Source organism: Geodermatophilus tzadiensis (assembly GCF_003002915.1).
In the GTDB taxonomy this organism is placed as follows: Bacteria; Actinomycetota; Actinomycetes; order Mycobacteriales; family Geodermatophilaceae; genus Geodermatophilus; species Geodermatophilus tzadiensis.
In genome coordinates, this window is the sequence record NZ_PVTG01000007.1 from 164,925 (window position 1) to 185,547 (window position 20,623).

The window sequence follows — 20,623 nt, forward strand, 5'->3', positions numbered from 1 at the left end:
GCGGGGTGTCGGCGACGGCGCCGGCAGGTGGGTCGGGTGGGTCGGGTGGGTTCAGGAGCGGTCGGCGGTGAGGTCGCGGACCTCGGCGTAGCGCTCGCGGACGGCGGGCACCGGGTCGGCCTCGTAGGTCTCGGTGCTGGTGGCCGGCCACACCGGCGGGGTGTCGCCGCCGGCGAGCACCCAGGCGGCCTGCCGGGCGGCGCCGTCGGCCACGTACTCCCCCGGCGGCGGCACCAGGACCGGCACGCCGAGGACGGCGGGGGCGAGCCGGCGGACGGCCTCCGAGCGGGCGCCGCCGCCGACCAGCAGCACCCGGCGCACCGGGTTGCCCTGGGCGGCGATGGCCTCCAGCCCGTCGGCGAGGCCGCACAGCAGCCCCTCGACGGCGGCGCGCGCCAGGTGCGCCGGGGTGGCGGTGGCCAGGGTCAGGCCGTGCACCGCCCCGGTGGAGCGCGGGCGGTCCGGCGTCCGCTCGCCCTCCAGGTAGGGCACCAGCACCAGGCCGCCGGCCCCGGCCGGCGCGCTGAGCGCCAGCCGGGACAGCTCCGCGTGGTCGACGCCGAGCAGCCGCGCGGTGGCGTCGAGCACCCGGGCGGCGTTCAGCGTGACGACCAGCGGCAGGAAGTTGCCGGTGGCGTCGGCGAACCCGGCCACGGTGCCCGACGGGTCGGCGCTCGGCGTGGTGGACACGGTGGAGACCACGCCGGAGGTGCCGATGGACAGCACGACGTCACCGGGCTCGGCGCTGATGCCCAGCGCCGCGGCCGCGTTGTCGCCGGTGCCGGGACCGAGCACCGCGCCGCCGCCGGCGACCGTCCCGGCCCGCTCCGCCGGACCGAGCACCCGCGGCAGCACCGGCGTGCGGCCGAAGGCCCGCTCGAGCAGGTCGGGCCGGTAGGCCTCCTGGGCCGGCGACCAGTAGCCGGTGCCGCTGGCGTCCCCGCGGTCGGTGACCAGGGCGTCGAGGCCCGGCGTACCGGCCAGCTGCCAGGTGAGCCAGTCGTGCGGCAGGCACACCGCCGCCGTCCGCGCCGCGTTCGCCGGCTCGGCCTCGGCCAGCCAGCGCAGCTTGGTGACGGTGAAGGAGGCCACCGGCACCAGGCCGACGGCGTCGGCCCAGGCCTGCGGGCCGCCGAGCTCGGCGGTCAGGTCGGTCGCCGCCTGCGCCGAACGGGTGTCGTTCCACAACAGGGCGTCGCGCACGACCCGGCCGTCCTCGTCGAGGCAGACCATCCCGTGCTGCTGCCCGCCGACGGCCACCGCGGCGACGTCGTCGAGGCCCCCGGCCTCGACGACCGCCGTCCGCAGCGCCGCCTCCCAGGCGGCCGGGTCGACCTCGGTGCCCTCCGGGTGCGGCGCCCGGCCCTCCCGGACCAGGGCGCCGCTGTCGGCGTCCCGCACCACGACCTTGCACGACTGGGTCGACGAGTCGACCCCGGCCACCAGTGTCATGACCGGATCAGCGGGCGCCGAGCAGGTGCTCGAGCATCAGCTGGTCGACGCGGACGACCCCGGCGCCGCGCTGGGCGACGGTGTCGGCGTCGAAGTCCTCGAACGACGAGCGGTCGGCCAGCAGCTCCTCGAAGGTCTCGCCCTCGCCGAGGGTCGGCTGCCGCAGCTCCGGGACGCGGGCGGCGGCGAGCGCCTCCTGCACCTCGGGGTCGGCGCGGAAGGCCGCGGCGCGCTCCTTGAGCAGCAGGTAGGTGCGCATGTTGGCCTCGGCCGAGCGCCAGACGCCGTCCATGTCCTCGGTGCGCAGCGGCTTGTAGTCGAAGTGCCGGGGGCCGTCGTAGGACGGGCCGCCCTGCGGGCCGCCGTTCTCCAGCAGGTCGACGGTGCTGAAGGCCTGCAGCAGGTCGCCGTGGCCGAACACCAGGTCCTGGTCGAACTTCGGCCCGTGCTGGCCGTTGAGGTCGATGTGGAAGAGCTTGCCCAGCCAGATCGCCTCGGCGATGCCGTGGGTGAAGTTCAGGTTCGACATCTGCTCGTGGCCGGTCTCGGGGTTGATGCCGACGAGGTGGGCGTGGTCGAGCTTGGAGATGAAGGCGATGGCGTGCCCGACGGTGGGCAGGAAGATGTCGCCGCGGGGCTCGTTGGGCTTGGGCTCCAGCGCGAAGCGCAGGCCGTAGCCGCGGGCCTCGGAGTAGGCCGCCAGGGTGTCGATCGCCTCGGCGTAGCGGTCCAGCGCGGCGAGGAGGTCCTTGGCGGTGTCGACCTCGGTGCCCTCGCGGCCGCCCCACAGCACGTAGGTCTGCGCGCCCAGCTCGGCGGCGAGGTCCATGTTGCGCATGACCTTGCGCATCGCGTAGCGGCGGACCTCGCGGTCGTTGGCGGTCAGGCCGCCCTCCTTGAACACCGGGTGGGTGAACAGGTTGGTGGTGACCATGGGCACGACCAGGCCGGTCTCGTCCAGCGCCGCGCGGAAGCGCTTGATGTGCTCGTCGCGCGCGGTGGTGTCGCTGCCGAACGGGATCACGTCGTCGTCGTGGAAGGTGACGCCGTAGGCGCCCATGTCGGCGAGCCGGTGCACCGACTCGACGACGTCGACGGCCGAGCGGCTGGCCTCGCCGAACGGGTCGCGGCCCGGCCAGCCGACGGTCCAGAGGCCGAAGGTGAACTTGTCCTCGCGGGTGGGCTGAGGGGTGGACATGGTGTTCCTTTCGCGGGCGGTGTGGTGCGGGGTGGTGCCGGAGTGGGCGGTCAGGTGAGGGAGACGGCCGTCCAGGAGACCGGTGGCAGGCTGACGCTGAGCCTGCCCTCGATCAAAGCCGCTCGGGGGGTCGGCCGCAGCCGGACCCGGTCCTGGCGGTCGGTCGTGTTCGCCGCGTGCGGGTCCGGGTCGGACAGCGTCAGTGCCTCCTCGACGGTGCGCACGCCGAGCGGGGCGAGGTCGACGGTGACCTCCGCGTCCTCCGTCTGCGAGCGGTTGACGAGGAAGAGGGCGGCCACGCCGTCGTCGGCCGTGGCGGCGGCGTCGACGACGGGCACCTCGCCGTACTCGGCGGTGTCGTAGCCGGGGCAGTCGACGTCGACCTGCAGGGCGACGCCGCGCGCCAGGCGCGAGGTGGTGGCGAACGGGAAGAACGTCGTCTTGCGCCACGCCGGCCCGTCCGGCTCGGCCGCGATGGGGGCGATCACGTTGACCAGCTGGGCCAGCGAGGCGCTGGTCACCCGGTCGGCGTGCCGGATCAGCGACATCAGCAGGTTCCCGACGACGACGCCGTCGGCGACGGTGTAGGGCTCCTCGCTGATGGCCGGCGCGAGCGGCCAGTCGTCGATGCGCCGCGCCAGGTCGGCCGGCACCCGGGACAGGTACCAGACGTTCCACTCGTCGAAGGAGACGTTGATCGTCCGGGTGCTCCGGCGCACGGCCTTCACGTGGTCGGCGGTGGCGACGACGGTCTCGATGAAGCGGTCCATGTCCGTCGCGGAGGCGAGGAAGGAGCCGAGGTCGCCGTCCTTCTCCTCGTAGTAGGCGTGGCAGGAGAGGTAGTCGACGTCGTCGTAGGCGTGGGTGAGCACGGTGCGCTCCCACTCCCCGAACGTCGGCATGGCCGCGCCCGACGAGCCGCAGGCGACCAGCTCGAGGTCCGGGTCGACCTGGCGCATGGCCTTCGCGGTCCGGGCGGCGAGCTTGCCGTAGTCGTCGGCGGACATCTGGCCGAGCTGCCAGGGGCCGTCCATCTCGTTGCCGAGGCACCACATGCGGACGTCGAAGGGCTGCCGGCGCCCGTTGCGGACCCGCTGGTCGGCGAGCGTCGTGCCCGACGGCACGTTCGCGTACTCGAGCAGGTCCAGCGCCTCGAGGGTGCCGCGGGTGCCGAGGTTGACGGCCAGCATGAGCTCGGCGCCGACCTGCTCCAGCCACGAGGCGAACTCGTGCAGCCCGACCTCGTTGGTCTCCGTGCTGTGCCAGGCGAGGTTGAGCCGCACGGGGCGCTGGTCGCGCGGGCCGACGCCGTCCTCCCACCGGAACCCGGAGACGAAGTTCCCGCCGGGGTAGCGGACCGTCGTCACCCCCATCTCGCGGACGAGGTCGACCACGTCGCGGCGGAAGCCGGCCGGGTCCGCCGTCGGGTGCCCCGGCTCGAAGATGCCGCCGTACACGCCGCGTCCCATGTGCTCGACGAAGGCGCCGAAGAGCCGTCGGGACACCTGGCCCACCGGTCGCGCGGGGTCGACGGTGAGACGAGCGCGCAGCATCAGACGCCCCGCCCCTCGAGCCGGCCGCGCAGCCAGGCGAGCTGCACGCGCTGCTGGTGGGCCTGCCCGCCCTCGTGGTCGTTGAACGGGTAGACCTCGATCTCCTTGGGGCCGCCGTAGGCGTTGTAGGCCGCGAAGACCGTCGACGGCGGGCAGATCTCGTCCATGAGGGCGACGGAGAACAGCGCCGGGGCGGACGACCTGCGGCCCAGCACCGCGCCGTCGAAGTAGGCGAGCGTCCGGAAGACGCGGTCCACGTGGTCGCGGTGGGCCCCGAGGTAGCGCACGACCTCGCCGTACGGGTCGCCGGGGGCGGTGCGGGTGGCCCGCGGGAAGTCGCAGAGGAACGGTACGTCGGGCATGATCGCCCGCACTCCCCGGGCGAGGGCCGAGACGGCGAGCGCGATGCCGCCGCCCTGGCTGATCCCGGTGACCGCGACCCGGTCGCCGTCGACCCCGGGGTGGTCCCGCAGCACCTCGAGGGCCCTCGTGGCGTCGGTGTAGACCCGCCGGTAGTAGTAGTCCCGCGGCGACAGCACGCCCCGCGTGAGGAACCCCGGCTGCGCGGCCGCCGAGCCCACCGGGTCGCCGGTGTCCCCCACGGTCCAGCCGCTGCCCTGCCCGCGCGTGTCGACGACGAGCTGCGCGAAGCCCGCCGACGCCCAGAAGACGTGCTCGTGGGGCAGCCCCCGTCCGCCGTTGTAGCCCTGGAACTGCACGACCCCGGGCAGGGCGCCGTCCCCGCGCACCGCGCGGGCGGGCAGGTGCAGCCAGGCGCGGACCGGGTCGCCGCCGGAGCCGGCGAAGGACACGTCCTGGGTCTCGACGGTCACCAGCCCGTTGTCGACCGGCGTGCACGACACGTCCAGCGGCCGCTCGGCCGCCTCGGCGAGGGTCGCGTCCCAGAAGTCCCAGAGGTCGTCCGGCGCGGGGAGGTCCGGCTGGTAGCGCCGGAGGTCCTCCAGCGGGAGGTCGGTCTGCGGCATCAGTCCCCGCTCCGCCGGACGGCGCTCTCCGGGTGCAGCCGGCGCTCGAAGCCGACCGTGCGGCGGCTCCCGCTGAGCGTGAACGGCAGCACCTCCCGCACGTCGGCGCTCGAGGCGCCCACCCGGAGCTCCACCTCCCCCGGCTCGACGATCCGCGCGCCGTCGCGTCCGGTGAAGGAGGTCAGGTCGGCGTGCAGGGTGAACCGCACCGTGGCGGCGGACCCGGGCGCGAGGTCGACCCGCCGGGCGGCGACGAGGGCCTGCACCGGCCGGACCACCTCGGCGGCCGCGTCGTGCAGGTAGACCTGGACGACCTCGCTCACCTCGTGGTGGGTGTCGTTGCGGAGCTCGACCTCCACCTCGGCGGTGCCGTCGGTGTCCCACTCCGGTCCGCCGACCGCGCGGACCCCGCCCCAGGTGGCGGAGCCGTACCCCAGCCCGTGCCCGAAGGGGAACAGCGGGGTCGGGTCCACCATGCTGACGTCGGTGCGCCGGCCCAGGGCCGCCGCGAGGTAGGTCCCCGGCTGGCTGCTGTCGGCGCGCGGGAAGCTCACCGGCAGCCGGCCCGACGGGGACACCCGCCCGCTGAGGACGTCGGCGACCGCAGGGCCGCCCTCCTCGCCGGGGAAGAACCCGCAGACCACCGCGGCGAGCCGGTCGGCCTGGCGGGACAGCTCGTAGGGCCGGCCCACGAGCAGCACCAGCACGACCGGGGTGCCCGTCGCCAGCAGGGCCTCGAGCAGCTCCTCCTGCCGGCCCGGGAGCCGGAGGTCCACGGCGTCACAGCCCTCCCCCGACGTGCCGTTGCCGAACAGGCCGGCCTGGTCGCCGAGGACGGCGACGCACACGTCGGCGTCGGCCGCGGCCCGCACGGCGGCCTCGATGCCCTCGTCGTCGCCGCCCAGCACCGGGCAGCCCTCGGCGACGACGACGTCGAACGCGGCGGGGTCCGCCCGCAGCGCGTCGGCGAGCGTCGGGATGTCGACGCCCACGGGCACGTCGGGGTGGTGCACGCCGACGTGCATCGGGAAGGAGTAGCAGCCGAGCACCGCCTGCGCGGTGTCGGCGCGGGGACCGACCACCGCCAGGCGCAGGCCGGGCCGCAGGGGCAGCGTCCCGTCGTTGGCGAGCAGGACGACCGAGCGGCGGGCGAGGTCCCCGGCGACGGCACGGGACTCCGCGGAGTCGAGGGTGACCTCGCCGTCGAGGACCGCCGGCGAGTCCGGCGACCAGTCGGGGTCGAGCAGGCCGAGCTCGCACTTCTGCAGCAGCACCCGGCGCAGCGCCCGGTCCACCAGGGCCTCGTCCACGGCTCCGCCGCGCACCGCCTCGACCAGCGGCCCGCCGTAGCAGTTCACGGTCGGCAGCTCCACGTCGATGCCCGCCGCCAGGGCCCGCGCGGCCGCCTCCGCCGGCGAGGCGGCCACGCCGTGCAGGGTCTGGAGGAAGGCGATCGAGAAGTAGTCCGCGACCACCGTGCCGGTGAACCCGTAGGTCTCGCGCAGCAGGGAGGTGAGCAGCGCCGTGTCCGCCGCCGACGGCACGCCGTCGATGTCGGTGTAGGAGTTCATCACCGACCGGGCACCGGCCCGCAGGGCCATCTCGAACGGCGGCAGGAAGACGTCGGCGATCTCCCGGGGGCCGGCGGAGACCGGCGCGAGGTTGCGCCCCGCGCGGGAGGCGGAGTAGCCGACGAAGTGCTTGAGCGTGGCGACGACGCCGCTGGACTCCAGGCCGCGGACGTAGGCGCTGCCGATCGTGCCCACCAGGTGCGGGTCCTCGCCCATGGTCTCCTCGACCCGTCCCCAGCGCAGGTCGCGGGCGACGTCGAGGACCGGGGCGAGCCCCTGGTGCACGCCGAGCCGGCGCATGTTCTCCCCGATGAGCGCGCCCATCCGCTCCACGAGGTCCGGGTCGAAGCTGGCCGCCCAGCACAGCGGCGACGGGAAGACGGTCGCCGTCCACGCCGCGAGACCGGTGAGGCACTCCTCGTGCACCAGCGCGGGGATCCCGAAGCGGCCGGCCGCCACGATCTGCCGCTGGCTCTCCGCCAGGCCCTTGGCCCCCACCAGCGGGTCGACCGGCGCGGTCCCGAACGGGCGGGTCAGCTGCCCGAGCCCGTTGCGGACGAGCTCGTCCCAGTCCACCGGCGCGGCGGCCATGTCGTGCTGGTGCGGGGCCACCTCGCCCTCGGTCTCGTCGATGCCCACCCACACGCCGTACAGCTGGGCGACCTTCTCCTCCAGCGCCATGCGGGAGATGAGGTCGGCCACCCTGTCCTCGGCGGGGACGGCGGGGTCGCGCCAGGGGGCCAGCTCGCCGGCCGTGCGGGTCTCGTCGTTGGTGCCCATGCCCTCGGGGGTCCGTCCGATCTCGTCGTGGGGGTGTGTGGTGGTGCGTGGTGGTACGTCGCGGGGGGTGTCGCGGGAGGTGCGGTGCCGCGCCGTCGGCGCGGCGCTCAGGCCAGGGTGACCTCCGGCAGCGGCGCGTCGGGCCGCAGCGCCCAGGAGGCGGAGCGGTCCCCGGCCGACACCGCGTACTCGCCGGCCCACCCGCGCACGGGGACCCGGCCCTGGCCGTCGGTCCGCAGCCGGGTGGGCGGCAGCCACCACTCGCCCTTGACGAGGCCGCGGAGGGCGTCGTAGGCCGGCTTGGGCGTGCCGTCGGCGCGCACCAGCCCGGCGGGGGCGCCCAGCCAGGCCCCCCGGTCGGTGATCCCCCAGTAGGTCACGGCCTCGACCGCGGGGGAGGACATCAGCGTCCGGTAGTGGCGGACGATCTCGTCGGCCTGCCGCTCCTCGCCCTCCGGCGTGGAGGGCCACTCGTCGACCCGGTGGTCGTTGAGGTCCACGATCTCCGGCGGCATCAGGTCCCCGGACACCAGCGTCGTCTCGGTCCAGTGCAGCGGCAGGCCGTAGCGGGCGAACCGCTCCAGGACCTCCTGCGTCCGCTCCTCGCCCCAGTAGCCCTGGTGCATGTGGCTCTGCAGTCCGATGGCGTCCACCTGCACGCCGGCCTCGAGGACGCCCTCGATCAGGCACTCGTACGCCGTCGACAGGTTGAAGTCGTTGAGGACCAGGGTCGTCGTGGGGTCGGCCGCGCGCGCCTCCTCGAAGGCCAGGCGGATGGTCGGGATGCGGCCGATGCGGCGGCAGAGCCGGGTGATCGCGTTCTGCCGGTCCTCGTTCGCGAAGACCGGCATGATGACGACCTCGTTGATCGCGTCCCAGGTGTCGACGAGCCCCGCGAAGGACGTGACCTCCCGCCGGACCCGGGCCCGCACGACCTCCTCGACCTCGGAGTCGGGGCGCTCCCGCAGCCAGTCGGGGGCGAGCGTGTGCCAGACGAGCGGGTGGCCCTTGACGGACACGCCCCGGTCGCGGAACCACGCGGCCGCGGCCTGCAGGCGCCGGGTGTCGGGCTGCCCCTGCACCGGCTCGAAGCCGGCCCAGTAGAACGGGAGGGTGGCGGTGTTGAACAGGTCGAGCCACAGGTGCTCGAGCCGCTCGGCCGCCTCGGGGTCGGCACCGCCGAAGACGTTCTCGCGGGATCCGCCCTGCTCCTCGTTGGCCAGCCCCACGAAGTCGAAGCCGATGTTGCCGAAGGCGACGTCGTGGCGCACCTGGCGGACCACCACGTCCGTGTCGGCACAGGGCGAGCCGTCGGCGGAGCGCACGGTCAGCGTGCCGTCGAGACAGCGGACGGAGGCGGGCGATGTGGAGCAGGTCACTCCGAAATCGTTATCGACAACGATTGACAGCGCAAGTCCTTGCTGCCACCTTCTTCAAATGTGTTCCACGCCACCGCGGCGTGCGGAAGGACGAAGGGGTCAGACATGCGGCGTACGGGGCGAGCAGCTCTCTCGGTGCTGTGCAGCAGCGCGGTGCTGCTGACGGCCACTGCCTGTGGCGGTGGCGACAGCAGCGCGTCGGGAGGCGACGACAACACGATCACCTGGTGGCACAACTCGAACAACGAGCCGGGCAAGGGCTACTACGAGCAGGTGGCGGCGGACTTCGAGGCCGCCAACCCGGGCGTGACCGTCGAGGTCGTCGCCATGGCGCACGAGGACATGGTCGACAAGCTCGAGGCCGCGTTCCAGAGCGGCGACGTGCCGGACGTCTACATGGAGCGCGGCGGCGGTGAGCTCGCCGACCACGTGGAGGCCGGCCTCGTCCGCGACCTGTCCGAGGACGCGTCGGAGGAGATCGACAAGATCGGCGGCTCGGTGGCCGGCTGGCAGGTCGAGGACCAGACCTACGCGCTGCCGTTCTCCGTCGGCGTCGTCGGCTTCTGGTACAACACCGAGCTCTTCCAGCAGGCGGGCATCACCGCACCGCCGGCCACGATGGAGGAGCTGACCGCCGCCATCGAGACCCTCAAGGGCGCCGGCATCACGCCGATCTCGCTGGGTGCCGGCGACAAGTGGCCCGCCGCCCACTACTGGTACTACGCGGCGGTGCGCGCCTGCTCCGAGGACGTGCTGACCGATGCGGTCACCAGCCTCGACTTCACCGACCCGTGCTTCGTCCAGGCGGGTGAGGAGGTCCAGACGCTGATCGACACCGAGCCCTTCAACCCCGGCTTCCTGACGACGCCGGCGCAGGAGGGTGCCACCTCGGCCTCCGGCCTGCTCGCGACCGGGCAGGTCGCCATGGAGCTGACCGGCCACTGGGAGCCCGGCGTCATGCAGGGCCTCACCGAGGACGGCCAGGGCCTCGGCGCCAAGACCGGCTGGTTCCCGTTCCCGGCGGTCGAGGGCGGCGAGGGTGACCCCCAGGCGCAGCTCGGTGGTGGCGACGCGTGGGCCGTCGCGCAGGAGGCCCCGGACGCGGCGGTCGACCTGGTGAAGTACCTGCTCTCCGACGAGGTGCAGACGGGCTTCGCCGAGAACGACATGGGTCTGCCGACGAACCCCGCCGCCTCGGGGTCGGTCTCCGACCCGGCGCTCGCCCAGCTGCTCGAGGTCCGCGACGCGGCGCCCTACGTCCAGCTGTACTTCGACACCGCGTTCGGGGCGTCCGTCGGCGGTGCGATGAACGACGCGATCGCGCTGCAGTTCGCCGGCGAGGCGACGCCGCAGGACATCGTGGACCAGACCCAGCAGGCCGCCGACCAGGAGCAGTGATCCGACGATGACCTCCCAGGGCGCCGTGACGGCGGCAGACCCGGGGGCAGCGGTCACCCGGCGCGCGGACGCGCGCCGGGTGACCGGCCGGTCCGGCGGGACCGGCCGCCCCGGTCGTGACAGGACCCGGAAGCGCCTGGAGATCCTCTTCTTCGTGGCGCCGGCCCTGGCGCTGATGGCTCTCTTCGTCGTCTACCCGGTCTTCTCCGCGGCCCGGATGTCGTTCTACCGCTGGAAGGGCTTCGGCCCGATGGTGGACTTCGTCGGCCTGCAGAACTACGTCCGCGTGCTGGCCGACGACGTCTTCACCGACGCCGTGGTGCACAACTTCATCATCGTCTTCGCCTCGATCCTGGTGCAGCTGCCGCTGGGGCTGGCGCTGGCGCTGCTGCTCAACCGCCGCATCCGGGGCCGGGGCCTGCTGCGGACGATCATCTTCGTCCCGTACGTCCTCGCCGAGGTGATCGCCGGCGTCGTGTGGTTCCAGCTGCTGCAGCCGCGGTCCGGCCTCCTCGAGACCATGCTGACGTCGGTGGGCTTCCCGGTCCCCGAGCAGGGCTTCCTCGGCACCCCCGACCTGGCCCTGGTCACGGTCTTCGTCGTGCTCACCTGGAAGTACCTCGGCCTGGCCGTGCTGCTCTTCCTGGCCGGGCTGCAGGGCGTCCCCGACGAGCTCCACGAGGCCGCCCAGCTCGACGGCGCCTCGTGGTGGCAGGTCCAGCGCCGCATCGCGGTCCCGCTGCTCGCGCCCACGATCCGGACCTGGGTCTTCCTGTCCATGATCGGGTCGCTGCAGCTGTTCGACATGGTCTGGATCCTCACCGGCGGCGGGCCGGCGAACGCGACGACCACGATGGCGACCTACCTCGTCAGCCAGGGCACGCAGCGGAGCAACTTCGGGATCGCCGGAGCCGCGTCCGTCGTGCTGTTCCTGATCGGTTTCGCGATGGCCGTCGCCTACCAGTTCCTGGTGCTGCGCCGCGACACCAAGGACGCGTGACCCCGGTGCGGACGACACACGAGAGGAGGGCCCGGTGATGGCAGGACGGGCGAGGACGTACGGGCGGGGTGGCCCGCTGGTCTACCTGGTGGCGCTCGCGGTCGTGGCGCTCACGCTCGGGCCGGTGCTCTACGGCGCGCTGGGCGGCTTCCGCAGCAACGAGCAGCTGGCGCGCGACCCCGCCGGGCTGCCCGACCCGTGGCTGCTGCGCAACTACGAGGGCGTCCTCGGCAACCCGGAGTTCTGGCGCTACGCGCTGAACTCGACGGTGGTCGCCCTGATCACCACCGTGGTGGCGGTGCTCGCCGGCGTGATGGCCGCCTACCCCCTGGCGCGCTACCAGTTCCGGTTCCGGGAACCGCTGTTCCTGGTCTTCGTCCTGGGGCTGCTCTTCCCGGCGGCCGTGGCGATCGTGCCGCTGTTCATCCTGGTGACCCGCGACCTGCAGCTCGGCAACACCTGGTGGGGCATCGCCCTGCCGCAGGCGGCGTTCGCGCTGCCGACGACGGTGGTGATCCTGCGGCCCTTCCTGATGGCGTTGCCCAAGGAGGTCGAGGAGGCCGCGATGATCGACGGCGCCTCCCGGATCGGCATCTTCTGGCGGATGGCGCTGCCCCTGTCGATGCCCGGGCTGGTCACGGTCGGCGTCCTCGCCTTCGTCGCGTCCTGGAACGCCTACCTGCTCCCGCTGCTCCTGCTGCAGGGCGACATGCGCACCCTGCCGCTGGGCGTGGCCGACTACTCGACCGAGCACTCGGCCGACACCGCCGGGGTGCTGGCGTTCACGACCATCGCGATGATCCCCGCGCTCATGCTGTTCCTCGCCATGCAGCGGCGCATCGTCAGCGGGCTCCAGGGAGCGGTCAAGGGCTGAGCCGGGCCCCGCACCCGCCCGGAGGAGGCGCCGGGGGCCGGCTCCGGCCCGGCTCCCCGGCGCCGATCTCCTGGACAGCGCAGCCCCCTCCTCTGGCAGGGTGACCACCGGGGGCCCGACCGAGAAGAGGAGCCATGGCACTCGATGCCCCGAGGGACGACGTCGGCCCGGGCCCCGTGCTGGGACCGGCCGACGGGACCCCGGCCGGGCACCTCCCGCTGCCGTCCCCCCGTGGCCGGGTGACGATGCAGCAGGTGGCCGCCGAGGCCGGCGTCTCGATCTCCACGGTGTCGAAGGTGCTCAACGGGCGGTACGGCGTGTCCACCGCGACCGTCGACCACGTCACCCGGGTCATCGAGCGGCTCGGCTACGAGGCGAGCCTCGTCGCGCGGAGCCTGCGCAACCGCCGGACCAACGTCGTCGGCGTGCTCGTCATGGACTTCGAGCCCTTCAGCACCGAGGTCCTCAAGGGGGTCGCCGACGGGATCCACGGCTCCGGCTACGAGCTGATCGCCTACTCCGCCGGCGGGCACGTCGAGGCCCGGGTGGGCTGGGAGCGCCGGTCGCTGACCCGGTTGATGGGCAGCCTCGTCGACGGCGCCGTCCTCGTCACGCCGACCGTGACCGACGTGCAGGCCGACGGGCCGGTGGTGGCGGTCGACCCGCACACCGGTCCCACCGGACTGCCCTCGGTCGCCGCCGACAACCTGCAGGGCGCCCGGCTCGGCGTCGAGCACCTGATCGGGCTGGGGCACACCCGCATCGGCATGATCACGGGTCGCGCGGACCTGCTGTCCGCGCAGCAGCGGCAGCAGGGCTACTGCGAGGCGCTCGGCGCCGCCGGGCTGCCCGTGGACGGGGCACTGGTGCGGTCCGGCGGCTTCGACCCGGAGCTCGCCCGCGAGGCGGCCCGCGAGCTGCTCGCGCACCCGTCCCCGCCGACCGCGGTCTTCGCGGCGAACGACCTGTCGGCGCTGGCGACCCTGGAGGTCGCGGCCGAGCTCGGCCTGGACGTGCCGCGTCAGCTCTCGGTCGTGGGCTTCGACGACATCCCCGAGTCCGCGCTCGCCGATCCCCCGCTGACCACGGTGCAGCAGCCGATCCGGCAGATGGGCAGGCAGGCCGCGGAGATGCTGCTGGCCCTCATCTCCGGCGAGGAGCTGGCCGAGGAGCACCGCACCCTGGCGACGTCCTTCCGCCCGCGGGCGTCCACGGCCCCGCCGGACCGGGCGTCCTGACCGGTCCGCAGGTCCTGCCTCAGAGCCCGACGAGCTCCTCGAGCGCCCCGACCTCCTGGCGGGTCAGCCGCCGGATGGAGCCGCTGCGCATCCGCTGCAGCGACACCGGGCCGACCGCGGTGCGGGTCAGCCGGGACACCGGCAGGCCGACGGCGGCCAGCAGCCGGCGCACGATGTGCTTGCGGCCCTCGTGCAGCACGACCTCGACCACCGACTGCCCGGCGTGGGTGTCGACCACCCGGAACGAGTCGACCTTCACCGGGCCGTCCTCGAGCTCCACGCCGCCGCGCAGCTTGCGGTGCACCTCGCGCGACACCGAGCCCGACACCTGCGCCAGGTAGGTCTTCTTCACCCCGTAGGAGGGGTGGGCCAGCCGGTGGGCGAGCTCGCCGTCGTTGGTGACCAGCAGCAGGCCCTCGGTGTCCTGGTCGAGCCGGCCCACGTGCACCAGCCCGGGCGCGAGGTCGCCGACCATGTCGCCGATCGTGGGCCGGTCGCGGTCGTCGCTCATCGCGGTGAGCACGCCCGGGGGCTTGTTGACCGCATAGGTGACGCGGTCGTCGCGCAGCTCGATGCGCGCCCCGTCGACGGCGATCTTGTCCGTCGCGGGGTCGACCCGCATGCCCTGCACCGTGACGGTCCTGCCGTTCACGCTGATCCGGCCGCGGTCGATCATGTCCTCGCAGACGCGGCGGGAGCCGACGCCGGCGCGGGCGAGCACCTTCTGCAGCCGCTCCCCCTGGCGGTCCTCGGAGACGGGGGCGGGCTCGCGGTCGCCGGGGTGGGCCGGGGCGAGCTCCATGTCGGCCGACCAGCCCTCACCGCCGGGGGTGGCGGGGAGCTCGTCGGGGTGCGCTGCGGTGTCCATCGCCTCCAGTCTCCCACCTGGCCGGCGGCCACCGGTCGGCGCCGACGGCGGGGCGCTCAGCCCTCCGCGGTCTCCCGCGCCACGGCGGCCGCGTCGGGCAGCAGCGGCGCGAGCGGGGGCAGCTCCTCCAGGCTCGCCAGCCCCAGCCGCTCGAGGAACAGCGGCGTGGTGCCGTAGAGGCCGCCACCGCTGTCGGGGTCGGTGCCCACCTCGGCCACCAGGCCGCGCGCCAGCAGGGTGCGCATGACGCCGTCGACGCCGACGCCGCGGATGGCCGACACCCGCGCGCGGGTCACCGGCTGCCGGTAGGCGATGACGGCGAGGGTCTCCAGCGCCGCCTGGGTCAGCCGGGCGCGCTGCCCCTCGGCCAGGTGCCGCTCCACGACCGGCGCGAACTCCTCGCGGGTGTAGAGCCGCCAGCCCTCCCCCACCCGGCGCAGCGTCACGCCCGACCGGCGGGCGTCGTGCTCGGCGGCGAGGTCGGCGAGCGCGTCGTGCACCCGGGACGGCGGCACCCGCAGCGCACCGGCCAGGGTCGCCTCGTCCACCGGCCCGTCGGCGACGAACAGCAGCGCCTCCAGGCCGCCGCGCAGCTCGACGGGGTCGAGGTCGGCCTCCGGCTCCGGCTCGGGCAGCGGGAAGAGCGCGGCCTGCGGTTCGTCGGGCAGCGGCCCGCCCGGCAGGGCATCGTCGGGCAGCGGCGGCGGCTCCGCCGGGGCCGCGGACGGGCGCTCGGCCACCCGGGCGGCGAGCTCGGCGGCGACGGCGTCCCAGACGGCCGGGTCGGCGTCGGCGCGGCCGGCGGACTCCTCCCGCGTGGCCTCCAGCTCGGCGGCCAGCGCCTCCCAGCTGATCGGCGCCCGCTCCGGCGCGGGCTCCTGCGGGCCGGTCACGACGCGGCCCGCTCGCCGGCCTCGCCGTCCCGGGGGCCCGCCCCGCCGAGGTCGCCGACGGCGGCGACGGTGGCCGGGCCGGTCCACCGCACGTGCAGCTCCCCCAGGGGCGTCGGCTGGGTGAAGGTGACCCGCTGCTGCCGGTAGAGCTCGAGCAGCGCGAGGAAGCGGGCGACGACCTCCAGGGTCGAGGAGCAGTCGCCGGTCAGCGCCCGGAAGGTGAGCGTGCCGGCTCCGAACAGGGCACCGCGCAGCGTCAGCAGCTGCTCGGCGACGCTCACCGGCGGCGCGTGCAGGTGCCGGACGCCGACCGTCGGCGGCTCCCGGGGCGTCAGCGCCCTGGCCGCCAGCGCGGCGAAGCGCTCGGGCGTGACGCCGAGCAGCACCTCGGGCACCAGCCCGGCGAAGCGCGGCTCCAGCGGCGCGACGCGCGGGTGGCGGCCGGCGGCGACCGTCTCCCGCTCGCGCAGGAACGCCGCGGCCTGCTTGTAGGCGCGGTACTGCAGCAGCCGGGCGAAGAGCAGGTCGCGGGCCTCGAGCAGCTCGAGGTCCTCCTCGTCCTCGACCTCGGCGGCCGGCAGCAGCCGGGCGGCCTTGAGGTCGAGCAGCGTGGAGGCGACGACGAGGAACTCGCTGGCCTGGTCGAGGTCGAGCTCGTCGCCGAGCGCCCGCAGGTGGGCGATGAACTCGTCGGTGACCACCGACAGCGCGATCTCGGTGACGTCGAGCTGGTGGCGGCCGATCAGCTGCAGCAGCAGGTCGAACGGGCCCTCGAAGTTGGTGAGCCGGACCGTGAACCGGGTCGACGGCGCGTCGTCGGCGACACGCTCCGCCGTCGCCACCGCCTGCGCCACACCGCTCACGGACCGCAAGGCTACGTCCGACCCCCGACAGATCCCGACACCCGCGCGCGGGTGTCGGGTGCTATCCGCGGAGGCGCCGGACCAGCACCGACGAGTCGCCGTTGTCGGCGAGGTCGGCGAGCAGGACGGCGACCGCCTCGCGCACGATCCGGCCGCGGTCGGCCGCCACGCCGTGCTCGGCGCGCAGCGACAGCCGAGCGCTCTCCAGCGCGAGCAGCTCCTCGGCGGAGATGTAGACGGTGATCTTCTCGTCGTGCCGCTGGCGTGCGCCGCCGGCCGGACGCGCGGCCTTGCCGCGGGTGCGGGCACCGGGCGCGGACGGCGCCGGGACGGCGGGCGCCCGGTAGGCGGCCAGCGGGTCGGCGCCCGCGCCGCCGGGCACCAGCGTCAGGCCGGTGCCGGTCGCCGGCTCCTCGACCGGCTCGGGCTCGGCCGGGCGGCGGGCCGCACCGCGCAGCGCCGGTGACCGGCTGGCCGCGGCCAGGTCGGGCAGCTCGGTGACCTCGGCACCGGCGGGCCCGTCGGTGCGCCGGAACAGCTCGGCGGCACCGGGCAGGACCGGACGACGTGTCACAGGGAGATGACCTCCTTGGCCAGGTCGCGGTAGGCGGCCGCGCCCGAGGAGGTCGGCGCCCAGGTGGTGATGGGCTGGCCGGCGACGGTGGTCTCCGGGAAGCGGACGGTGCGCTGGATGACGGTCCGGAAGACGGTGTCGCCGAAGGCCTCGACCACCCGGCTGAACACCTCGCGGCAGTGCACGGTCCGGGAGTCGTACATCGTGGCGAGGATGCCGTCGATCTCCAGCGACGGGTTGAGCCGCTCCTTGACCTTGTCGATCGTGTCGACCAGCAGCGCCACCCCGCGCAGCGAGAAGAACTCGCACTCCAGCGGGATGACCACGCCGTCGGCCGCGGTGAGCGCGTTGACGGTCAGCAGGCCCAGCGAGGGCTGGCAGTCGATGAGGACGTAGTCGTACTCGTCGCGGACGTCGGCCAGCGCGCGCAGCAGCGTCTGCTCGCGGGCGACCTCGCTGACCAGCTGCACCTCGGCGGCCGACAGGTCGATGTTGCTGGGCACCAGGTCCAGGCCGGGCACGTCGGTGCCCACCCGGACGTCGGCCAGCGTCGTCCGCCGCTCCATGAGCGCGTTGTAGATCGTGCGGTCCAGCTGCTGGGCCGGGACGCCGAGGCCGACCGACAGCGCCCCCTGCGGGTCGAGGTCGACCAGCAGCACGCGGCGGCCGTACTCCACCAGCGAGGCGCCCAGGTTGATCGTCGACGTCGTCTTGCCGACGCCGCCCTTCTGGTTGCACATCGCGATGACCCGCGCCGGGCCGTGCCGCTCCAGGGGCGGGGGCTCCGGGAGCCGGCGCTGCCGCGCGCGGGCCGGGTCCAGCTTCGAGGCGGCGGCCCCCATCTCGGTGCCGCTCTCGGCCGGGAGCACGAGGGCCTGGCCGGCCGCGTCCCCTCGGATCGCCATGAGTCGCCCTTCCTCCGGTTCCCCTGCCGGCGATGCCGGCGCGAGCAGCGTCCTGTCCGCTCGGGTCGCCCCCGACGGTAGGGAGACTCCTGCCCGACCGGCGGGAGGACACGCCGGTGCTGGCGACTGTTGCCCGCGTTATCGGCCGGCGGCCCCATCAGGCTGGGCAAGAGCTGCCAGCCCGAAGGGCGGCCCGTCGTCAGCTCAGCGCGCGCGGGTGGCTGCTGGCGTAGACCTCGCGCAGCTTGTCCACCGTGACCAGCGTGTAGACCTGCGTGGTCGTCACCGACGCGTGGCCGAGCAGCTCCTGCACCACCCGGACGTCGGCGCCGCCGTCGAGCAGGTGCGTGGCGAAGGAGTGCCGCAGGGTGTGCGGGGAGACCTCGGCGGTGATCCCCGCCCGCTCGGCAGCCGTCCGCAGGATCGCCCAGGCGCTCTGCCGCGACAGCGACCCGCCGCGGGCGTTGAGGAACAGCCGCCCGCCGCGGACCCCGCCCCGGCCGGCCGTGGCGAGAGCGGGCCGGGCGCGCACCAGGTACTCCTCGACGGCGCGCAGCGCGTAGCTGCCCACCGGCACGATGCGCTGCTTGCCGCCCTTGCCGGCCAGCCGCACCACCGACTGGCCGCGGTCGAGGTCGTCGACGGCCAGGCCCACGGCCTCGGAGATGCGCGCGCCGGTGCCGTAGAGGACCTCCAGCAGCGCCCGGTCGCGCAGTCCCCGCGGCCCCTCGAGCGACCCGGCGGCCTCGATGAGCGCGACCACCTCCTCGACCGGGATCGCCTTGGGCAGCCGCCGCGCCGGCGCCGGCGGGCGGACCTCGGCGGCGACGTCGCCGGGCACCAGCCCGTCGAGCAGCGCGAAGCGGTGCAGCCCGCGGACGGCGACCACCGCGCGCGCCGCCGAGGTGGCCGACAGCGGCGGGTGCTCGTCGTCCCCGGCGCGCAGCGCGGCGAGGAACCCCGAGACGTCGCTCTCGGCCACCTCCGACAGATCCCGGACGCCGGCGTCGGCCAGGAACCGGGTGTAGCGGCGCAGGTCGCGGCGGTAGGAGGAGATGGTGTTGGCGGCCAGGCCGCGCTCGACGGCGAGGTGGTCGAGGTAGCCGGTGACCACGCGCTCGACGACGGGTCCCGGCAGGGTGGCGGTCAGGACAGCAGCTCCTCCCAGGGCACGGCTTCCATCCCGTGCGCCTCCGCCACCTCGGGCAGCACCACGTGCCCGCCGACGACGTTGACCCCGTGGGCCAGGGCCGGGTCGGCGGTGACCGCCGCCCGCGTCCCCTGGGTGGCCAGGGCCATGACGTAGGGCAGCGTCACGTTGGTCAGGGCGTGCGTGGAGGTGTTCGGGACGGCGCCGGGCATGTTCGCCACGCAGTAGAACACCGACTCGTGCACGCGGAAGGTCGGCTCGTCGTGTGTCGTGGGCCGGGTGTCCTCGAAGCAGCCGCCCTGGTCGACGGCGATGTCCACCAGCACCGAGCCGGGCTTCATCCGCTTGACCAGGTCGTTGCTCACCAGCGTGGGGGCCTTGGCGCCGGGCACCAGCACCGCGCCGATCACCAGGTCGGCGTCGAGCACCGCCCGCTCCACCTCGTAGGAGTTGGAGGCCACCGTCTGCAGGTGCCCCTGGTAGATGCGGTCGGCGGCGCGCAGCTTGTCGATGTCCCGGTCGAGGACGACGACCTCGGCCTGCATGCCCAGCGCGATCGCCGCGGCGTTCATCCCCGACACCCCGGCGCCGATGACGACGACCTTGGCCGCGTAGACCCCCGACACGCCGCCGAGCAGCACCCCGCGGCCGCCGTGCGCCCGCTCCAGGCTGTGCGCGCCGACCTGAGGCGCCATCCGCCCGGCGACCTCGCTCATCGGCGCCAGCAGCGGCAGCGCCCCGTCGGCCGTCTGCACCGTCTCGTAGGCGATCGCGGTGGTGCCGGAGGCGACCAGCGCCTCGGTGCAGGGGCGGGAGGCGGCCAGGTGCAGGTAGGTGAACAGGGTCTGCCCGGAGCGCAGCCGGCCGTACTCCTCCTCGACCGGCTCCTTGACCTTGAGCAGCAGGTCGGCGTCGGCCCACACGTCGTCGGCGGACCCGACGATCCGCGCGCCGGCGGCCACGTAGTCGCCGTCGGGGATGGAGCTGCCCTCCCCCGCGCCCCGCTCGACGAGCACCGTGTGCCCGGCGCGGGTCAGCTCGGTGACCCCGGCCGGGGTCAGCGCCACCCGGTACTCCCTGTTCTTGACCTCTCGGGGCACCCCGACCTGCATGGATCTCGCTCCCGTCTCCGCGGCCGGGCCGAGGTCGTCGGCGCCGCGCCTGTCGTCCGCTCCCGGGTGAGGGAGCCCACACCCGGACCCTAGCCAGCTCCCGCGCTGCCGCACCCCGGTGGAGCGTCGACGATGGCCGGGTCATCCCCCAGGAGGAGGAAGCACCCCCCATGCCCCTGACTGCGCCGCGCCTGTACGCCGCCCGTCCCGACCGGCGCCTCGGCCAGGTCCTCGCCGACGTCGGCGTGCTGGCCTGGCTCGTGCTGTGGGTGGTCGTGGCCCGGGTGGTGCACGGGGCGGTGCTGGTGCTGGCCGAGCCGGGCCGGGCGGTGGAGGACCTCGGCAGCTCCGTCGCCGACAGCATGGGCTCGGCGGCGTCGGCCGCGGAGGACGTGCCGGTGGTCGGCGACGAGCTGTCCACGCCGTTCGACGCCCTCGGCGACGCCGCGGGGTCGGTCAGCGGCGCCGGGCAGGCCGCGCAGGACGCCGTCGGCACCCTGGCCACCGTGCTCGCCGTCGTGCTGGTGGTGCTGCCGGTCGGGTGGCTGCTGGCGCGGTGGCTGCCCTGGCGGCTGCGCTGGGTGCGGGAGGCCTCGGCGGTGTCGCGGATGTCGGGCGGCCCGTCGGACCTCGAGCTGCTGGCGGCACGCGCCGTCGCCACCGCTCCCCTGCCCCGGCTGGCCGCGCTGCCCCCGGGCACCGGCGCGGCCTGGCGGGCCGGTGACCCCGCGGCGGTGCGGGCGCTGGCCGCGCTGGAGGCCGGCCGGCTGGGACTGCGGCTGCCCGACCCCGGCCCGGGCGCCACGGCGCCGTCGCGCTCGGGTTGAGC

The 20,623-nt window shown here is 74.8% G+C and carries 18 protein-coding genes; 5 read left to right on the forward strand and 13 right to left on the reverse strand.

Features of this window, described 5'->3' with window-relative positions; genetic code table 11:
- Nucleotides 1–51: 51 nt before the first annotated feature.
- From xylB to LY71_RS11500, 6 genes are all read right to left on the reverse strand, one after another.
- Nucleotides 52–1,452 carry a xylulokinase gene (xylB, locus tag LY71_RS11475; RefSeq protein ID WP_106277497.1) on the reverse strand — a complete coding sequence of 467 codons (1,401 nt, stop codon included), beginning with the start codon at nt 1,450–1,452 and terminating at the stop codon, nt 52–54.
- 7 nt (nt 1,453–1,459) lie between these two features.
- Nucleotides 1,460–2,650, reverse strand: coding sequence for a xylose isomerase (gene xylA / locus LY71_RS11480; RefSeq protein ID WP_106277499.1), 1,191 nt, complete (start codon nt 2,648–2,650; stop codon nt 1,460–1,462).
- A 50-nt stretch (nt 2,651–2,700) separates the two neighbouring features.
- Complete coding sequence (arfA, locus tag LY71_RS11485; protein WP_106277501.1) at nt 2,701–4,203, reverse strand: arabinosylfuranosidase ArfA; 1,503 nt, start codon at nt 4,201–4,203, stop codon at nt 2,701–2,703.
- Nucleotides 4,203–5,189 carry an acetylxylan esterase gene (locus tag LY71_RS11490; protein WP_106277503.1) on the reverse strand — a complete coding sequence of 329 codons (987 nt, stop codon included), beginning with the start codon at nt 5,187–5,189 and terminating at the stop codon, nt 4,203–4,205. The genes arfA and LY71_RS11490 overlap by 1 nt, the downstream gene beginning before the upstream one ends.
- Nucleotides 5,189–7,540, reverse strand: a complete 2,352-nt coding sequence (locus tag LY71_RS11495) for a beta-xylosidase/alpha-l-arabinosidase (protein WP_106277505.1) — start codon at nt 7,538–7,540, stop codon at nt 5,189–5,191. The genes LY71_RS11490 and LY71_RS11495 overlap by 1 nt, the downstream gene beginning before the upstream one ends.
- A 107-nt stretch (nt 7,541–7,647) precedes the next feature.
- A complete protein-coding gene (locus tag LY71_RS11500; RefSeq protein ID WP_211297279.1) occupies nt 7,648–8,865 on the reverse strand; it encodes an endo-1,4-beta-xylanase in 1,218 nt (405 codons plus the stop codon).
- A gap of 189 nt (nt 8,866–9,054) precedes the next feature.
- Here LY71_RS11500 and LY71_RS11505 point away from each other — a divergent pair, with 189 nt between their 5' ends.
- From LY71_RS11505 to LY71_RS11520, 4 genes are all read left to right on the forward strand, one after another.
- On the forward strand, nt 9,055–10,317 hold the full coding sequence (locus tag LY71_RS11505) for an extracellular solute-binding protein (RefSeq protein ID WP_211297280.1): 1,263 nt from the start codon (nt 9,055–9,057) through the stop codon (nt 10,315–10,317).
- Between the two features lie 154 nt (nt 10,318–10,471).
- Nucleotides 10,472–11,317, forward strand: coding sequence for a carbohydrate ABC transporter permease (locus LY71_RS11510; protein WP_211297281.1), 846 nt, complete (start codon nt 10,472–10,474; stop codon nt 11,315–11,317).
- A gap of 37 nt (nt 11,318–11,354) precedes the next feature.
- Nucleotides 11,355–12,191: a carbohydrate ABC transporter permease gene (locus tag LY71_RS11515; RefSeq protein ID WP_106277612.1), complete on the forward strand. Its 837-nt coding sequence runs from the start codon at nt 11,355–11,357 to the stop codon at nt 12,189–12,191.
- A gap of 134 nt (nt 12,192–12,325) precedes the next feature.
- Nucleotides 12,326–13,429: a LacI family DNA-binding transcriptional regulator gene (locus LY71_RS11520; protein WP_211297282.1), complete on the forward strand. Its 1,104-nt coding sequence runs from the start codon at nt 12,326–12,328 to the stop codon at nt 13,427–13,429.
- Nucleotides 13,430–13,448: 19 nt separating this feature from the next.
- On the opposite strand, the gene LY71_RS11525 is transcribed toward LY71_RS11520, so the two are convergent.
- The 7 genes from LY71_RS11525 to ald form a co-directional block, all read right to left on the reverse strand.
- Entirely contained in the window at nt 13,449–14,297 is an 849-nt protein-coding gene (locus tag LY71_RS11525; protein WP_106277513.1) for a pseudouridine synthase, read from the reverse strand.
- A gap of 56 nt (nt 14,298–14,353) precedes the next feature.
- Nucleotides 14,354–15,190: an SMC-Scp complex subunit ScpB gene (gene scpB / locus LY71_RS11530; protein ID WP_106277515.1), complete on the reverse strand. Its 837-nt coding sequence runs from the start codon at nt 15,188–15,190 to the stop codon at nt 14,354–14,356.
- The gene (locus tag LY71_RS11535; protein WP_106277517.1) at nt 15,187–16,053 is read right to left on the reverse strand and encodes a segregation and condensation protein A; all 867 of its coding nucleotides are present in this window, start codon (nt 16,051–16,053) and stop codon (nt 15,187–15,189) included. Before LY71_RS11535 ends, scpB begins: the two co-directional genes overlap by 4 nt.
- Before the next feature lie 61 nt (nt 16,054–16,114).
- Nucleotides 16,115–16,627, reverse strand: a complete 513-nt coding sequence (locus LY71_RS11540; protein WP_106277519.1) for a hypothetical protein — start codon at nt 16,625–16,627, stop codon at nt 16,115–16,117.
- On the reverse strand, nt 16,624–17,532 hold the full coding sequence (locus LY71_RS11545; RefSeq protein ID WP_106277522.1) for a ParA family protein: 909 nt from the start codon (nt 17,530–17,532) through the stop codon (nt 16,624–16,626). The genes LY71_RS11540 and LY71_RS11545 overlap by 4 nt, the downstream gene beginning before the upstream one ends.
- A gap of 199 nt (nt 17,533–17,731) precedes the next feature.
- Nucleotides 17,732–18,646, reverse strand: a complete 915-nt coding sequence (xerD, locus tag LY71_RS11550) for a site-specific tyrosine recombinase XerD (RefSeq protein WP_106277524.1) — start codon at nt 18,644–18,646, stop codon at nt 17,732–17,734.
- A gap of 32 nt (nt 18,647–18,678) precedes the next feature.
- On the reverse strand, nt 18,679–19,794 hold the full coding sequence (gene ald, locus LY71_RS11555) for an alanine dehydrogenase (protein WP_106277526.1): 1,116 nt from the start codon (nt 19,792–19,794) through the stop codon (nt 18,679–18,681).
- A gap of 170 nt (nt 19,795–19,964) precedes the next feature.
- Between ald and LY71_RS11560 the strand changes: the two genes are divergently transcribed.
- Complete coding sequence (locus LY71_RS11560; protein ID WP_106277529.1) at nt 19,965–20,621, forward strand: hypothetical protein; 657 nt, start codon at nt 19,965–19,967, stop codon at nt 20,619–20,621.
- Nucleotides 20,622–20,623: the final 2 nt, after the last annotated feature.

What these genes read in the sequence shown, in the direction of transcription:
- xylB (WP_106277497.1), bottom strand. Translation starts at nt 1,452, where the DNA reads ATGACACTGGTGGCCGGGGTCGACTCGTCGACCCAGTCGTGCAAGGTC.
- xylA (WP_106277499.1), bottom strand. Translation starts at nt 2,650, where the DNA reads ATGTCCACCCCTCAGCCCACCCGCGAGGACAAGTTCACCTTCGGCCTC.
- arfA (WP_106277501.1), bottom strand. Translation starts at nt 4,203, where the DNA reads ATGCTGCGCGCTCGTCTCACCGTCGACCCCGCGCGACCGGTGGGCCAG.
- LY71_RS11490 (WP_106277503.1), bottom strand. Translation starts at nt 5,189, where the DNA reads ATGCCGCAGACCGACCTCCCGCTGGAGGACCTCCGGCGCTACCAGCCG.
- LY71_RS11495 (WP_106277505.1), bottom strand. Translation starts at nt 7,540, where the DNA reads ATGGGCACCAACGACGAGACCCGCACGGCCGGCGAGCTGGCCCCCTGG.
- LY71_RS11515 (WP_106277612.1), top strand. Translation starts at nt 11,355, where the DNA reads ATGGCAGGACGGGCGAGGACGTACGGGCGGGGTGGCCCGCTGGTCTAC.
- LY71_RS11520 (WP_211297282.1), top strand. Translation starts at nt 12,326, where the DNA reads ATGGCACTCGATGCCCCGAGGGACGACGTCGGCCCGGGCCCCGTGCTG.
- LY71_RS11525 (WP_106277513.1), bottom strand. Translation starts at nt 14,297, where the DNA reads ATGGACACCGCAGCGCACCCCGACGAGCTCCCCGCCACCCCCGGCGGT.
- LY71_RS11545 (WP_106277522.1), bottom strand. Translation starts at nt 17,532, where the DNA reads ATGGCGATCCGAGGGGACGCGGCCGGCCAGGCCCTCGTGCTCCCGGCC.
- ald (WP_106277526.1), bottom strand. Translation starts at nt 19,794, where the DNA reads ATGCAGGTCGGGGTGCCCCGAGAGGTCAAGAACAGGGAGTACCGGGTG.
- LY71_RS11560 (WP_106277529.1), top strand. Translation starts at nt 19,965, where the DNA reads ATGCCCCTGACTGCGCCGCGCCTGTACGCCGCCCGTCCCGACCGGCGC.